This is a genomic window from Tessaracoccus yangjingae, assembly GCF_055326235.1.
In genome coordinates this window covers 118,869-133,847 of sequence record NZ_JBUZNN010000008.1, presented here as the reverse complement: position 1 = coordinate 133,847, position 14,979 = coordinate 118,869, and the positions used below count along the sequence as shown (strand labels likewise).

The following is a 14,979-nucleotide window of genomic DNA, read 5'->3' as shown; positions in this document are numbered from 1 at the left end:
ATCAGGGGTTTTCTGCCCCCGCCCACCGTGGGGTGAGCATGGTGTGGTCTGCCGGCCGAGGTATTCAGCCTCGGCCGGCGGCCGTCCGAGTGATGCGGGGGCGCGCCGCTACGACGCGTCGTTGTCGATGGTGAACTGCTCGACGCCGCAGGCCTTCGTCACACCGTTGTTGAAGGTGTCACCGGTGTAGACCACCAGCCACCGCCACGTGCCTTCCGCGGACGCGACGAACGTGGTGTTGGCCGTCGCCGCAGTGAAGGTCGCCGGGGTGGTGCCCGCAGCGGTCAGTGCGACGGAGTTGGCCTGGAGCGCCGGCGTGCCGGAGCACGTCGCGTCGGTCGGGGCGAACAGCTTGAACGAGACCGTCCCTCCCGGCACCGTCGCGCCGGACGCGACGAAGGCTCCCGACAGGGTGAAGGTGTCGTTGGGGATCAGGCTCTGCGCCGTCGTCGCGGTGGGTGCCGCCTTCGTGAAGGCGTTGGTGAACGTGCAGGTGACGTTCTGCCTGAGTCCGAGTGTCACCGAAGCCGTGGTGCCAGTGCCCGTGACGGTGGAGAAGCCGTTGTCACCCGCGCACGAATAGCCCCCATAGCTCCAGAGGCTGCTCGGCAGCGTTCCTTCCGTGGCGCTGTAGGTTCCCGGCTGGAGCGCCGCGAACGACTGCGTGTCGTTGTGGCCCAGCGAGAAGCTCGCCGGGGACAGGGCGGTGCCCGCCGTGGACGTCTTGGCCGCGGTGAACGGGAACGACTCGTCCAGCCCGTCGGGCTGGCCGGTGGTGACCTTCTTGACGATCAGGCTGCCGCAGTTGGCCAGGTTGATCTCCTCCGGCGAGATGAAGTCCTTCAGCGATGCGTCGACCGAGGACCCCGACGAGCGGCTCTTCACGAACGCGCTGCCGTAGGCCGTGCAGGACCCGGCCGGGATGACGCCGGACGCGGTGAGGTCGATGGCCGCCTCACCGAACAACCCGGTGTCGGCGTTGACCGCGGCGATCGCCTCGGTGGGATCCAACGTGCCGGGACCGGCCCAGCACGGCACTCCCTTTCCGGCGACGCAGGTGGGGCTGCCTGTCGTGGTCCACACGTAGAGCCCGATGACCGGGGTACCGGACCCGCCGAAGTCGTAGGTGACGAGCAGGTCACCGGCGCTCCGCCCGAGGTCGATCGTGCCCCGTGTGTCCTCGGTCCAATCCTCGTTGTAGACCTTGTTGATCTCGAAGTCGAGGTTCGCGCTGCCGGAGTTCTCCAGCCGCTCCCAGGCCAGGTAGAGGAAGACGTGGTCGTTGGCGCCCAGCTCGTACGCCACGTAGAAGTTCGTGAGGTCGTTCTTGTTGGGCGGGATGCCGCCCTCGACAATGACGGGATTGGTCATCGACTCTTTCGAGCCTTGCCCGAACGAGTTGTCGCCGGACCCGGACGTCTGGTCCTGACCCGTCACGGCACCAGGGACGTTGTCCCAGTCGAGCTTCCCCGAGGCGTCGACAGTCTTGTTGCCGTCGTCGCCCTCGAACGTGCTGCCCGTCAGGAAGGCGCCGGCGGACGGGAGAGTCATGCCAACAAACAAAAGAGCCGCACTGGCTGCAACCAGAAGTAGGCGGCGGAGGCGGCCAGCACTGGCCGCGTGGGAACCGGGAGTGCCCCGGTGTGCGAGTTTCATCGTTTTCCCCCTCGGATGATCCGTGGAATGCAGGTAGGGGACCGCCCGCCACCGTCGGCGGCGCGGAGCTTGAATCAACCCTTGTGGGAGGCCACGCCAGCGCGTCGGCACTCCTTGTGTGGGACCGTGGCGGGTCTCGCCCGCGCACCCGAGCCGCGGTGCCCGTGCCGGTGGCGCGGGGCCCCTGATTCCGTACCATGACAGCTTCCCTCTGAGAAGACACTTGGACGTTACTCGCTTTCGGGTCTAGCGCATCCCTCGGTTTTCTGGTAATGCAGCGCAACAATCGGGCGGGCAACGTCTGGTCCCTCGTTGAAGGTGGCGGGTAGCGTCGATGCATGCGACGACTCGCCCCAGCCGCCCTCGCGCTCGCCGGACTCGCCGCCTGTTCAGGCCCGGCCGGCACGGCCACCGACATGCCCACCCGCGTGCCCGCGGAGTCGACGGGTAGCGCGCCCTCCCCCGCTTCGACAACGCCTGCCTCACCGAGCCCCTCGACGACCACGATCCCGGAGACGCACGAGTTCGTCGTCGTGGAGCACGAGGCCTTCGACGAGCCATGGGCCCTGGCGTTCCTCCCCGGCACCGCAACGATGGCCATCACTGAACGCGGGGGCACCCTCAAGCTCCGCGACCCCGACGGCACCGTCCGCGAGGTACCCGGCGTGCCGGAGGTGGCCGCCGCAGGCCAGGGCGGCCTCGGCGACCTCATCCCCGGCCCCACCTTCCCCGACGACGGCACCGTCTACCTCTCCTGGGTGGAGCGGGGCGACGGCGGCACCGGCGCCGTCGTGGGGCGCGCCCGGCTGGACGTCGAGGCGGCCACCCTGACCGCGGTCGAGACCATCTGGGAGCAGGCGCCCAAGGTGGACGGCAACGGGCACTTCTCGCACCGGCTGCTCATCGAGGGCGAGCACCTGTTCGTCAGCTCCGGGGACCGGCAGAAGTTCGACCCTGCCCAGGCCATGGACGGCACCCTGGGCAAGATCCTGCGGCTCACGCTCGACGGCGACCCGGCGCCTGACAACCCGTGGGCCGCCGAGGGTGGCGTCGCTGACCAGTTCTGGAGCATCGGCCACCGCAACCCGCTGGGCTTGGCCCTCGACGCCGACGGCAGTCTCTGGGCCTCCGAGATGGGCCCTCAGGGCGGCGATGAGCTCAACCTGATCCAGCCAGGGCTCAACTACGGCTGGCCGGAGGCCTCGAACGGCTCTCACTACGGCGGCGGCGGGATCCCCGACCACGCCGACGGCGACGGCTTCGAGCCTCCCAAGGCGTTCTGGACGCCCAGCATCTCGCCCGGCTCGCTGATGATCTACACGGGCGACGTGTTCCCCGCCTGGAAGGGCGACGCCTTCCTCGGCGCCCTCTCCGGGGAGGCGCTGGTGCGGGTGGACCTCGACGGCGAGTCGGCCACCCAGGCCGAGAACTGGCCCATGGGCGCCCGTATCCGCGCGGTGGCCGAGGCACCCGACGGCGGAATCTGGCTGCTTGAAGACGGCTCCGGCGGCCGGCTGCTCGAGCTGATTCCCGCCTGACTCCGCGACGTCAGGCCGACGGTGTATCAACAGGGGCGGGCCTCTGCTCTTGACGGGTAACCGCCCGGTCTGGGGCGTTCCCGGAAGGAGCCCGTCATGCCATTCCCCACCTCCATCGTCCACCCCAGCGGCGCCAAGCTGACGCTCGTCCCGTCCCAGGTGCTCGTCAAGCTGCCCGTCACGCGCGCGGCAGGGCCCGACGACACGCTGTCCGCCCTTGGCCTCGTCCCGCTCGAGGCCCAGGGCGAGGCGGGCCCGGCCGCCCGGGGCGCCGGGGCGGACGCCATGCCGCACGCCTCGATCAACAACACCCCCGAGCTGGTCTTCACCCGCACCAGCGACGGCAAGAAGTTCAAGCCCCCCTCGGAGGCCATCGCCTCCGGCGACGGGGCGGAGTGGGTGGCCCCCGTCTACGCCGCCGAGTTCGCCGGGTCCACCGAGTACCTGTCCCCCAAGGCCGACGCGGTGGTGATCCCGAGCGTCACCGCCGGAGACCCCGCGCAGGTCAAGGTGCTGGAGCAGTTCGGGCTGGTGCGCGACGACGTCCGCAGCCAATGGCTCGGCGACTACGACGTCTACACCGTCACCGCCGGCAACCGGCCCGCCTACGAGATCCGCGACGAGCTGTCGAAGAAGCTGGGCACGGAGGTGAAACTGGAGTTCATCCCGCTGGTGGTCCCCGTCGCCATGAACCCCAACGACCCCCTGTTCGCCTCGCAGTGGGACATGGTGCGCATCAATGCGGGCGGCGCCGGCTCGACGGCGTGGGACGTCCAGTTGGGCGCCGCGTCGGTCACGGTGGCCATCCTCGACGAGGGGGTGGACCTCAACCATCCGGACCTGGTGGGCAGCTTCGCCGGCAACGGCATCAACCTGGGCACCATGTCCGGCACGGGCGCGCCCACCGGCAACCACGGCACCCCGTGCGCGGGGATCGCCGCGGCGCCGCTGAACAACTCCGTCGGCACCGCGGGTGTCGCGGGCGGTTGCCGGATCCTGCCGATCGCCTTCTCCACCTGGTCGGACACCGAGGTGGCCGCCGGCATCCGTTACGCCCGCACCCAGGGCGCGCGCGTGATCTCGATGAGCTTCGGCTGGAACGGCTGGGACGCCGCCATCATCGACCCCGCGATCGCGGAGGCCCACGCGGCGGGGCTGGTGATGTGCGTGGCCACGCACAACCACAACACGGCCAACGGCATCACCTACCCGGCGACGAACCCGCTGGTCATCGCCGTCGGCGCCTCCGATCAGGCCGACAACCGCAAGTCCCCCGCCAGCCCCGACGGGGAGGGATGGGGCTCCAACTTCGGCCCCCAGATCTCCGTGGTGGCCCCGGGCGTGCTCTGCCCGGCACCCGACCGCACCGGCGGTGACGGGTACGCCGCGGGCGACTACACGATGACCTTCAACGGCACCTCCGCCGCGACACCCCACGTGGCCGGCCTGGCGGCCTTGCTCATCTCGAGGAAGCCGTCGCTCACCAACACGGCAGTGCGCAACGTCATCGAGACGACGGCGGCCAAGGTGGGCACCGTGGCCTACGCCACCACGCCCGGATACGCGAACGGCACGTGGAACAACCAGATGGGCTACGGCCGCATCGACGTGCTGGCCGCGGTCCAGGCGGTCAAGATCCTCAAGATCAAGTGGGAGGACGACATCAAGCCCATCCGGCGGGAGATCGACCTCAAGCGGTTCACCGACGAGTTCGACTGGTTCAAGAAGATCCGCGAGTTCGACAAGATGAGGGTGGAGATCGACGAGATCAAGCGCAGCGGCCGGGAGGTGCCGGACTTCCGGCCGGAGGACCTGCGCGACCCGGTCGTCAACGAGCTCCGGGTCCGCCTCGACCAGCTGGAGCGCTCCGTCGAGAGGATCGGCGCGGCGTTCATCGACCCGGAGTCGCGGCCGGACCTCGACTAGGGGCCGGCGGTGATCGTGCTGCTCGCCCATCAGGTGGATCCATGGGCGCCAGGGCTGGCCCGGCGGGTGGCGGAGCTGTCGGGCGGACCGGTGGGGGTCATGACTCCCCGGGACCTGTCGCGGCGTGGCTGGGCCCTCGCCTCACCGCCGGGTGCGCCTACCGACCGGATGGTGGTCGACGGCGAGATCATGGCGGCGTCGGAGGCGTCGCTGGTGGTGAGCCTGCTCGACGACGTGTACCCGGCCGAACTGGTCTGGATCCGTGAGCAGGACGCGGAGTACGTGGCCGCGGAGATGGCGGCCTTCCTCCGTTACTGGATGACCTCCGTCAGCGGCCAGGTGCTCGTCCCCCCGGGCGACCAGTCGCTGGCGGGGCCCGACGCCCCCCTCGCGGCCTGGGCGCGCGCCGCGGGCGTGCCCGTCGCAGGGCGCGCTGGGACTGACGGCGACTTGTTCCGGGAGGTGGCGGTCACGGGTGGCGTGGTCACCGGGGCCGCCGCCCCCGCGCTGCGGCGGGCCGTCACCGCCATGGCCGCGTGGGCGGGGGTGCCGTGGCTGCGGGCCTTCTTCGCCGCCGAGCGTGAAGAGCTGGTCTCCGTGGTCCCGCTGCCTGCCCTCGCCGACGCGACCCACCAGGCCGCTGTCGTCATCGCGACCGCGCACCGGGGGAGGCGGGCGGCATGACCGGCGGCGGTTTCGCTACCGCGACCGCGCCGGCCGGCCCCGACGGCGCGTCGGGAGAAGTCCCGCGGATCCTGATCGCGGGACGCCCGGACGACCCACCGCTGGCGGCGGCCTGGGCCGCAGTCGTGCGCCTCGGGCTGCCGGGGGCCTTCGCCGACCTCACGCGCGACGGCGTGCAGCTGTCCGGCGGCAGCCTCCACATCGCCGGCACCGAGGTGGCCCCGGACGCCGTGTCCGGGTGCTACCTGCGCGCCCACGGCGCGGCCGATCCCCTGCTGGCGGCGGGGCTGCGGGACTGGGTGGAACTGGCGCCCCCGTCGGTGCGGGTGGTGAACCGGCGCGCAGCCTCGGCGTCCAACTTCTCCAAGCCGGCCCAGGCGCTCGCCATCCGCGCGGCCGGGTTCGAGGTGCCCACCGGCCTGCTCACCACGGACCCGGCTGCCGCGCGGGCGTTCGTGTCGCGGCACGGCCGGGTCATCGTCAAGTCGACGAGCGCCGTCAGGAGCATCGTGCGGCTCGTGGCCGAGGACGAGGACTTCGCGGCGGTGGAGTGGTGCCCCACCCAGTTCCAGGCGTTCGTCGACGGCGTGGAGTTCCGGGCGCACGTGGTGGGCCGGCGGGTGTTCGCGCACCGCATCACCTCGGACGCGGTGGACTACCGGTACGGCGAGGCGGAGCTGACCCGCGACGAGCTGCCCGACGGCGTGGCCGGCCGGTGTGTGGCCCTGGCCCGGAGCCTCGGCCTCGAGCTGGCGGGCCTCGACCTGCGCCGCACCCCCGACGGCCGCTGGTGCTGCTTCGAGGCGAACACCTCCCCCGTCTGGTCCGCCTACGACGCCGACGGCGAGATCGCCGAGGCGCTCGCCCGTCACCTCGCGGGGTAGGCGATCAAGGGTCGCTCCTGCTCTCGGCGACGTCCGATCCGGTGCGCCGCGGCCGCGACATGGACGATCAGCGCGTCCTCAGGGTTGCAGCCTGGTGGCCGCCCAGCCGTCGTCGGTCAGGCGGCAGGCCACCCGGTCGTTGAGCCGGCTCGGCTGGCCCTGCCAGAACTCGAAGTCGTCCACGATGAGCCGCCAGCCGCCCCACCCGGGAGGGCACGGCACCTCGCCGCCGTCGGCGAAGCGCTCCGCCGCGGCGGCCACCGCGGCCTCCAGCTCCGCCCGCGACCCCAGCTCCCGCGACTGCCGCGACGCCCACGCCCCCACCTGGCTCGCCCGCGGTCGACTGCGGAAGTACTCCACGTTCTCGTCCCTGGTGAGCGGGTGGACATCGCCAACCGCGCGGACCTGGCGCATCAGGGTGGGCCACCAGAGGTTGACGGCGGCCGACGGTGTCGCGGCCAGCTCGTCCCCCTTGGGGGAGTCGTAGTGGGAGAAGAACACCAGTCCCGAGGGTGAGGCCTCCTTGAGGAGGAGCACCCGGCTGCGCGGGCGGCCGTCCAGGCCGACGGTGGACACGGTCATCGCGGTGGGCTCTGGCTCGTCCGCGGCCAGCGCGTCCGCGATCCATGCGTCCAGGAACGCCCACGGGTCGAAGACGGCAAGGTCCTCGGGCAGCCCCTGCCCGGAGTAGTCGCGGCGGACGTCACGGAGTGTCGCGTTCATGACCCCATCCAACCAGCGCCGCGCCCACCGGGAGCCCCGGGCCCCCGCCAACCCCTCGATCCCCACCCCGTTCACCCCCCGGGAGCCCTGGCCCCGCCAACGCCCGGACATCCACCCCTTCTCGACCCCGCCACCCCCTGTGCACGACACGCCGTCGATCTCGCCCCCGGGTGCCGCCACCGCACCCGAGGTGGCTCCCGACCGCACATTCGTGCCAGCGAGACCCCCGAATCGGCCAGCGACCCTCGCCCGAGCCAGGAGCGGGCTATCGTCCTCGACAAGGAGGTATCCCCCATGAGCTACGACATCCTGGTCTTCGACCCCGCGTCCGCCCCTCGCGACATCGAGGACTTCCTCGCATGGAGCAGGGGCCTCGGGGCCGGAGGCGCCGGCCTGGACCTCGACGATCCGGAGAACGGCACCGTCGCCCTGCGCAACTGGTACTCGGACTTCTCCGACAGGTTCCCGCCCATGAACGGCCCACTGACGGACGCGGACGACGGCACCACCACCTACCGGTGCGGCCCGTCGTCCACACTGGCACAGTGTCCCGACAGCGAGGCCACGAAGGCGCGGGAGGCAGGACGGAACCTGGCGGCCAAGCACGGGGTGGGGTTCTTCGATCCCAACGACGACGCCGACCCCATCTTCCCCGCGGAACAGCCGTAGATCACCTCACAGGGCCGGATCGCCCCTAGCCGTGGAAGGTTCGGTCCCTCATCGACGGGGTCCCGGGCTGACGTGGGAACGCCGTGCGGGAGTAGGCTGTTCTCCATGGCCAACGACGAGATGCGGATCGGCGACCACGAGCGCGACGAGGCGGTCGAGCTGCTCCAGGAGCACATGTCGTCGGGCCGTCTCACCTCGGACGAGTTCAACGAGCGGATGTCCAAGGCCCTCGAGGCGAAGACCGGGAGCGAGCTGGCGGTCCTGTTCACCGACCTCCCGGGCCGGCGCCCCGGGCAACCGGAACAGCCCGCGATGCCCTTCGCACAGCCGCAACCCGCATGGGGCGCGCCGGAGGTGCCCGCCACGTACGGGTCGCCGTCGCCGGAGACCGCCGTGCACCACCATCAGGCGCCGCCCACGCCCTGGTACGCGCAGTGGTGGCTGATCCTGGTGGCCGTCGGCCTCACCACGCTCACCGACGGCCGGCTGGGATTCCTCATCCCCGCCATCGCTATCTGGGTGTGGGTCATCGCCCCGTCGCTGACGAAGGAGCGGCAGCGGCGCCAGCAGGCCGTCGCGGCGCCTCCGCGTCCGCTGACGTTCTACGAGCGCGAGGAGCTCATCGCGGAGATCAACGCCGGCCGGCCGATGAGCGCCATCCGGCGCTACCGGGACCTGACCTGTACACCGCCAAGATGACGGTCGAGGCACTTCGCCGCGAGATCGGCCGCTGACCGCCGCGCCTGGGCCTGTGCCTCGCTGACGTTGAGCCTGACACGGCTCTCGGTGGGGTGAGTTGAGCCTGACACGGCTCTCGGTGAGGGCACTTGAGCCGGAAATGGATCTCAAGGCCCCGTTCCGCCGATGTGATCGATCCCTCTGGCGTTGACACCCAGATCCGGCTCAACACCCCACCGCGAGAGCCGTGTCAGGCTCAACACCCCACCGCGAGAGCCGTGTCAGGCTCAACACCCCACCGCGACAGCAGGATCCCTCAGACCTGCCCGATCCCTTCCCCGATCCGGTCGAACCGCACGGTCTGGCCGTCGTGGATCTCTCCCGACAGCAGCCCGCGGGCCAGCTGGTCCTCGATGGTGGTCTGCACCAGGCGACGGAGCGGGCGTGCGCCGTAGACCGGGTCGAACCCCACCTCCCCCAGCCACAGCCGCGCAGCCTCGGACACGTCGATCGTGATCCGCCGCGACTCCAGCCGACGGTTCAGCTTCGAGATCTGGATGTCGACGATCCGCCCCAGCTCCTCGCTGGTCAGGGCGTCGAACAGCACCACGTCGTCGAGCCGGTTGAGGAACTCGGGCCGGAACGCCTGCCGCACCACGCTCATCACGGAGTTGCGCTTCTCCTCCACCGACAGCATCTGATCGGCCATGAACTGCGACCCGAGGTTGGAGGTCATGATCAGCAGCGTGTTGCGGAAGTCCACCGTCCGGCCCTGGCCGTCGGTGAGGCGTCCGTCGTCGAGCACCTGCAGCAGGATGTTGAACAGGTCCGGGTGCGCCTTCTCCACCTCGTCGAGCAGCACGACGGAGTACGGCCGACGGCGGACCGCCTCGGTGAGCTGGCCGCCCTCCTCGTAGCCGATGTAGCCGGGAGGGGCGCCGACGAGGCGGGCGACGGAGTGCTTCTCCGAGTACTCGCTCATGTCGATGCGCACCAGCGCGGTCTCGTCGTCGAACAGGAAGTCCGCCAGCGACTTGGCCAGCTCGGTCTTGCCCACGCCCGTGGGGCCGAGGAACAGGAACGAGCCGGTTGGCCGGTTCGGGTCCGAGATGCCGGCGCGCGAGCGGCGGATGGCGTCGGAGACCGCCTTGACGGCCTGGGCCTGACCGATGAGCCGCTCCCCGATCCGCTCCTCCATGTGGAGCAGCTTCTCGCTCTCACCCTGGAGCAGGCGGCCGACGGGGATGCCCGTCCACGCGCCCACCACCTCGGCGATGTCGCCGGCGCCCACCTCGTCGGAGACCATCTGCGACGTGGTGTCGGTGGCCTCGGCCTCGGCGAGCTCACGCTCGACCGCCGGGATGTCGCCGTAGAGGATCTGTGAGGCCCGCGTGAGGTCGCCCTCGCGCTGCGCCTTGTCGGCCTCCACCCGGAGCTGGTCGATGCGCTCCTTGAGGTCGCCCACCCGGTTGAGCCCGCTCTTCTCGGACTCCCAACGCGCCTCGAGGCCGCGCAGCTTCTCCTGCGCGTCCGCGAGCTCAGCCCGCAGCGCGGCCAGCCGCTCCTTCGACGCCTCGTCGGCCTCCTTCTCGAGGTGGAACGTCTGCATGGTCATCCGGTCCACGTCGCGGCGGAGCATGTCGATCTCCTCCGGCGAGGAGTCGATCTCCATCCGCAGCCGCGACGCCGCCTCGTCGACCAGGTCGATGGCCTTGTCAGGGAGCTGCCTGGAGGTGATGTACCGGTCCGAGAGTGAGGCGGCGGCCACCAGGGCGGAGTCTGTGATCCGCACCTTGTGGTGCGCCTCGTAGCGCTCGCGCAGCCCGCGCAGGATGGCGACGGTGTCCTCCACCGACGGCTCCCCCACGTAGACCTGCTGGAAGCGGCGCTCCAGGGCCGGATCCTTCTCGATGCGCTCGCGGTACTCGTCGAGGGTGGTGGCGCCGATCATCCGCAGCTCGCCGCGGGCCAGCATGGGCTTGAGCATGTTGCCGGCGTCCATCGCGCCCTCGCCGGAGGCCCCGGCGCCGACGACGGTGTGCAGCTCGTCGATGAAGGTGATCACCTGGCCCTCGGCCTCACGGATCTCGGTGAGGACGGCCTTGAGCCGCTCCTCGAACTCGCCGCGGTACTTCGCGCCGGCCACCATCGACGCCAGGTCCAGCGAGACCAGGCGCCGGCCCTTGAGCGAATCGGGCACGTCTCCCGCGACAAGGCGTTGCGCCAGGCCCTCGACGACGGCGGTCTTGCCCACGCCGGGCTCGCCGATCAGCACGGGGTTGTTCTTCGTGCGCCGGGCGAGCACCTGGACCACGCGTCGGATCTCGGAGTCGCGGCCGATGACCGGGTCCAGCTTGCCGGAGCGGGCGCGCTCCGTGAGGTCGATGGAGTATTTGTCCAGGGCCGACTCGCCGCCCTCGGACTCGGCCGACGTGACCCGCTTGCCGCCCCGCAGCTCCTCGAACTTCGCCTTGAGCGCGTCGGTGGTCACGCCCGCGCGGTCCAGGATGGTCTTGGCCTCTGAGGCCACCATCGAAAGGCCGATCAGCAGGTGCTCGGTGGCCACGAAGTCGTCGCCGAGGCTGTCGGCCAGGGTCTCCGCCGACGCCAGCACCCGCGCGAACGGGCCGGACAGAGCGGGCTGCGAGACCGACGAGCCGGAGGTGGAGGGGAGCTTTCCGATGGCCGCGGTGGCGGCCGCGTCGATCTGCGCCGGGTCGGCGCCGGCCGCTTGCAGCAGGGCGCCCACCGTGTTGTCGGGGGTGAGCAGCAGCCCGTGCATGAGGTGGACCGGCTCGGTGTTGGGGTTGCCGTGCGTGAGGGCCTGCCGGACCGCCGCCGTGACGGCGTCGCGGGACTTCGTCGTGAGCTTTTCGGTGTTCATCAGGGTGTCTCCTTGAAGCAGTTTTCAGAGTTGAGTCTACTACACTCAACCTCGATTTCACCCTTCGCGTGGACGTTGGCGGGGTAGCCTCGGTGGCGTGATCAAGCGCACCGACGACACCGCCGAGAAGACCGCTTCGAAGACCGCCCCCGCGGATCAGGCCCCGGCAGAGCCCGAGGACCCCGCCGACGAGGTGATGCCGGAGATCACCTTCGACGAGGCCCGCTTCGCCGCCCGTCCGTCGCGGCTGCGCCCCCGGGCTCGCCGTCGTCAGGGCGACGAGAGCCCCATCACTCCTCCGTTCGAGGCCTCGGGGGCGAACCGGGCCTACGTCGAGTGGCTCGAGGAGCAGTCGATGCTGCACGACGCGGAGAAGGTGGCGCGGCAGCTCGCCGGCAAGCACACCATGTGGTCCAACCCGTACGCCCACCCGGACCCACGCGCCGCGCTCCAACGCGCGTCAGTCTGGTACACCGCCTATCCCCTGTCCCACATCACCGCGCCCGGGCAGTCCTTCCTGGGGGCGCTGGGCTCGAACGAGCTCTGGGACGCGTTCTCCGCCGTCGGCATCGACGCGGTGCACACCGGGCCGGTCAAGCTGGCGGGAGGCCTCGACGGGTGGGAGGTCACGCCCAGCGTCGACGGGCACTTCGACCGCATGTCCATGGCCATCGACCCGCTCTTCGGCACCGAGGACGAGTTCCGCGAGATGGGCGAGACGGCCAGCCGGCACAACGGCACGATCATCGACGACATCGTCCCCGGCCACACCGGCAAGGGGGCCGACTTCCGCCTGGCCGAGCTGAACTACCGCGACTACCCGGGCATCTTCCACATGGTCGACATCCCCGAGGCGGCCTGGCATCTCCTGCCCGACGTGCCCCCCGGCCGAGACTCGGTCAACCTCACCGCCGAGGCGGAGCGCGCGCTCTCCGACGAGGGCTACATCATCGGCGCGCTGCAGCGCGTGATCTTCTACGAGCCGGGCGTGAAGGAGACGAACTGGTCCGTCACCCCGCCCATCCGCGACTACAAGGGCACGCTCCGGCGCTGGGTGTACCTGCACTACTTCAAGGAGGGCCAGCCCACGATCAACTGGCTGGACCCCACCTGCGCCGGCATGCGCCTGGTCATGGGCGACGCGCTGCACTCCCTGCTGGACCTGGGCTCCGGCGGACTGCGGCTCGACGCCAACGGCTTCCTCGGCGTGGAGCGCACCTTCGACCGGTCCCCGGCCTGGTCGGAGGGGCATCCGCTGTCGCAGGCCGCGAACCAGTTGATCGGCTCGATGGTGCGCAAGGTGGGCGGCTTCACGTTCCAGGAGCTCAACCTGGCCATCGACGACATCCACCGCACCAGCGCCGTCGGGCCGGACCTCTCCTACGACTTCATCACCCGCCCCGCCGCCCAGTTCGCGCTGGCCACCAGCGATACCGAGTTCCTGCGGCTGGTCCTCCGGGAGGCCATGGAGATCGGCATCGACCAGGCCTCGCTCGTGCACGCGCTTCAGAACCACGACGAGCTCACCTACGAGCTCGTCCACTTCGCCGCCGCCCACCGCGACGACCTCTACACCCTCGGCGGCCGCGACTACCGAGGCCACGAGCTGGCCGAGCACATCCAGCAGACCATGCGCGACACCCTCACCGGCCCGGCCGGACCCTACAACGCCGTGTTCACGCAGAACGGCATCGCCAGCACCACCGCGTCCATCATCACCGCCTCCCTGGGCATCACGGACCTGTCCACCATCACCGACGGCGACGTGCGCCGCATCGCGAACGCGCACCTCCTCATGTGCATGTACAACGCCTGGCAGCCGGGCGTGTTCGCGCTGTCCGGCTGGGACCTCGTCGGCGCCCTGCCCCTGGAGCGCGACGCCGTGAAGAGCCTGATCAGCAGCGGCGACACCCGGTGGATCGAGCGCGGCGCCTACGACATCCTCGGCGTCGCGCCGGACGTCAAGAAGTCCGCCTCGGGCATGCCCCGCGCCCGGACCCTCTACGGCCCGCTGCCCGAGCAGCTCAAGCGCGACACGTCGTTCGCCTCTCGGCTGGCGGCCATCCTCAAGGTCCGCAAGCGCAACGGCCTGGCCTCGGGCCGCCTACTCGACGTGCCGGAGGTGGGTCACCGGGCGCTGCTGGTGCTGGTCAACGAGCTGGAGATCGGCGCGGTTCAGATCACCGCGCTGAACTTCGGGTCCGAGAAGATCGAGGCCAGGGTGCAGTCGGACCACCTGCCGGGCGGGCGGGTGTTCGACCTCAGCACCCGCCGCAAGGTGGGCACCGTCGACGACCTGGGCGGCTTCTCCGTGGAGCTGCCCGCCTTCGCTGGCCTGGCCATGATCATCCGCGACTGAGAGAATCGGCCCATGTCATCAGCCCAGTACAGGGAAGGCGCCAAGCTGGCCATCGTCGGCGCGGGCGCGGTCGGATCGTCGCTGGCCTATGCGGCCCTCATCCGCGGGGTGGCCCGGCACGTCGTCCTGCACGACGTCAACGGCCCCAAGGTGCGCGCCGAGGCGCTGGACCTCGCCCATGGCGGGCAGTTCCTGCCCGAGGCGGTGATCGAGGGCTCCGACGACGTGGACATCACTCGCGGTGCTGACGTCGTCGTCGTCACTGCCGGAGCCAAGCAGAAGCCCGGGCAGACGCGGATGGACCTCGCTGGGTCCACCGTGGCGCTCATCCGCAAGGTGATCCCGCCGCTGGTGGAGCGCTCCCCCAACGCCACGTTCATCATGGTGACCAACCCCGTCGACGTCACCACGCAGGCCGCCCTCAAGATCAGCGGGCTGCCGTCGAACCGCCTCTTCGGTTCGGGCACCGTGCTGGACTCGTCGCGCCTGCGGCAGCTCATCGCCACCACCTGTGACGTCGCGGTGGGTAACGTGCACGCCTACGTCTGCGGCGAGCACGGCGACACCGAGACCCCGCTGTGGAGCACCGCCACCATCGGCGGCGTGCCTCTGACGGAGTGGGAGCGCACGACGGGGCGGCTGGGCCCCGGCGAGCGGGAGAGCATCGCGCACCGTGTGGTCAACGCCGCCTACGAGGTGATCGAGGGCAAGGGCGCCACCAACTACGCCATCGGGCTGGCCGCCACGCGCATCATCGAGTCGGTGCTGCGGGACGAGCGACGGGTGCTGCCGGTGTCGCGGATGCTGGAGGGCTGGCACGGCATCTCGGGCGTCTGCATGGCCGTGCCGACGGTGGTGGGGCGCGACGGGGCGGGCACCCAGCTGGAGCTGCCGGTCTCCGACGACGAGCTGACGCAGCTGCGCGTGAGCGCGGACCACATCCGGGCGATGTCCGAGGGCCTCGGCTTCTGACGGCGC

11 protein-coding genes are annotated in these 14,979 nt (G+C 70.8%); 8 read left to right on the top strand and 3 right to left on the bottom strand.

Annotated features, from left to right (window positions below):
- Window positions 1-108 precede the first annotated feature (108 nt).
- The gene (locus tag ACZK5D_RS12365; RefSeq protein ID WP_458996001.1) at window positions 109-1,551 is read right to left on the bottom strand and encodes a hypothetical protein; all 1,443 of its coding nucleotides are present in this window, start codon (window positions 1,549-1,551) and stop codon (window positions 109-111) included.
- A gap of 443 nt (window positions 1,552-1,994) precedes the next feature.
- Between ACZK5D_RS12365 and ACZK5D_RS12360 the strand changes: the two genes are divergently transcribed.
- The 4 genes from ACZK5D_RS12360 (at window position 1,995) to ACZK5D_RS12345 (ending at window position 6,688) form a co-directional block, all read left to right on the top strand.
- Complete coding sequence (locus ACZK5D_RS12360; RefSeq protein ID WP_463665500.1) at window positions 1,995-3,194, top strand: PQQ-dependent sugar dehydrogenase; 1,200 nt, start codon at window positions 1,995-1,997, stop codon at window positions 3,192-3,194.
- A 96-nt stretch (window positions 3,195-3,290) separates the two neighbouring features.
- A complete protein-coding gene (locus ACZK5D_RS12355; protein WP_463665499.1) occupies window positions 3,291-5,120 on the top strand; it encodes a S8 family serine peptidase in 1,830 nt (609 codons plus the stop codon).
- Window positions 5,121-5,129: 9 nt separating this feature from the next.
- On the top strand, window positions 5,130-5,804 hold the full coding sequence (locus ACZK5D_RS12350; RefSeq protein ID WP_463665498.1) for a hypothetical protein: 675 nt from the start codon (window positions 5,130-5,132) through the stop codon (window positions 5,802-5,804).
- Window positions 5,801-6,688, top strand: coding sequence for an ATP-grasp domain-containing protein (locus ACZK5D_RS12345; RefSeq protein ID WP_458995997.1), 888 nt, complete (start codon window positions 5,801-5,803; stop codon window positions 6,686-6,688). Before ACZK5D_RS12350 ends, ACZK5D_RS12345 begins: the two co-directional genes overlap by 4 nt.
- A gap of 78 nt (window positions 6,689-6,766) precedes the next feature.
- Here ACZK5D_RS12345 and pdxH read toward each other — a convergent pair whose 3' ends face one another.
- A complete protein-coding gene (gene pdxH / locus ACZK5D_RS12340) occupies window positions 6,767-7,411 on the bottom strand; it encodes a pyridoxamine 5'-phosphate oxidase (RefSeq protein ID WP_463665497.1) in 645 nt (214 codons plus the stop codon).
- Between the two features lie 294 nt (window positions 7,412-7,705).
- Here pdxH and ACZK5D_RS12335 point away from each other — a divergent pair, with 294 nt between their 5' ends.
- Together ACZK5D_RS12335 and ACZK5D_RS12330 are read left to right on the top strand one after the other, a co-directional pair.
- Window positions 7,706-8,080: a hypothetical protein gene (locus ACZK5D_RS12335; protein ID WP_463665496.1), complete on the top strand. Its 375-nt coding sequence runs from the start codon at window positions 7,706-7,708 to the stop codon at window positions 8,078-8,080.
- A 105-nt stretch (window positions 8,081-8,185) separates the two neighbouring features.
- Window positions 8,186-8,779 carry a DUF1707 SHOCT-like domain-containing protein gene (locus tag ACZK5D_RS12330; protein WP_463665495.1) on the top strand — a complete coding sequence of 198 codons (594 nt, stop codon included), beginning with the start codon at window positions 8,186-8,188 and terminating at the stop codon, window positions 8,777-8,779.
- A gap of 295 nt (window positions 8,780-9,074) precedes the next feature.
- On the opposite strand, the gene clpB is transcribed toward ACZK5D_RS12330, so the two are convergent.
- Complete coding sequence (clpB, locus tag ACZK5D_RS12325) at window positions 9,075-11,642, bottom strand: ATP-dependent chaperone ClpB (RefSeq protein ID WP_463665494.1); 2,568 nt, start codon at window positions 11,640-11,642, stop codon at window positions 9,075-9,077.
- A gap of 97 nt (window positions 11,643-11,739) precedes the next feature.
- Between clpB and treS the strand changes: the two genes are divergently transcribed.
- Together treS and ACZK5D_RS12315 are read left to right on the top strand one after the other, a co-directional pair.
- Window positions 11,740-14,001, top strand: coding sequence for a maltose alpha-D-glucosyltransferase (gene treS / locus ACZK5D_RS12320; protein ID WP_463665493.1), 2,262 nt, complete (start codon window positions 11,740-11,742; stop codon window positions 13,999-14,001).
- A gap of 12 nt (window positions 14,002-14,013) precedes the next feature.
- On the top strand, window positions 14,014-14,973 hold the full coding sequence (locus ACZK5D_RS12315; protein ID WP_463665492.1) for an L-lactate dehydrogenase: 960 nt from the start codon (window positions 14,014-14,016) through the stop codon (window positions 14,971-14,973).
- Window positions 14,974-14,979 lie beyond the last annotated feature (6 nt).

Coding starts and splice junctions, on each gene's coding strand:
- ACZK5D_RS12365 (WP_458996001.1), bottom strand. CDS start 1,551: ATGACTCTCCCGTCCGCCGGCGCCTTCCTGACGGGCAGCACGTTCGAG.
- ACZK5D_RS12360 (WP_463665500.1), top strand. CDS start 1,995: ATGCGACGACTCGCCCCAGCCGCCCTCGCGCTCGCCGGACTCGCCGCC.
- ACZK5D_RS12355 (WP_463665499.1), top strand. CDS start 3,291: ATGCCATTCCCCACCTCCATCGTCCACCCCAGCGGCGCCAAGCTGACG.
- ACZK5D_RS12345 (WP_458995997.1), top strand. CDS start 5,801: ATGACCGGCGGCGGTTTCGCTACCGCGACCGCGCCGGCCGGCCCCGAC.
- pdxH (WP_463665497.1), bottom strand. CDS start 7,411: ATGAACGCGACACTCCGTGACGTCCGCCGCGACTACTCCGGGCAGGGG.
- ACZK5D_RS12335 (WP_463665496.1), top strand. CDS start 7,706: ATGAGCTACGACATCCTGGTCTTCGACCCCGCGTCCGCCCCTCGCGAC.
- ACZK5D_RS12330 (WP_463665495.1), top strand. CDS start 8,186: ATGGCCAACGACGAGATGCGGATCGGCGACCACGAGCGCGACGAGGCG.
- clpB (WP_463665494.1), bottom strand. CDS start 11,642: ATGAACACCGAAAAGCTCACGACGAAGTCCCGCGACGCCGTCACGGCG.
- ACZK5D_RS12315 (WP_463665492.1), top strand. CDS start 14,014: ATGTCATCAGCCCAGTACAGGGAAGGCGCCAAGCTGGCCATCGTCGGC.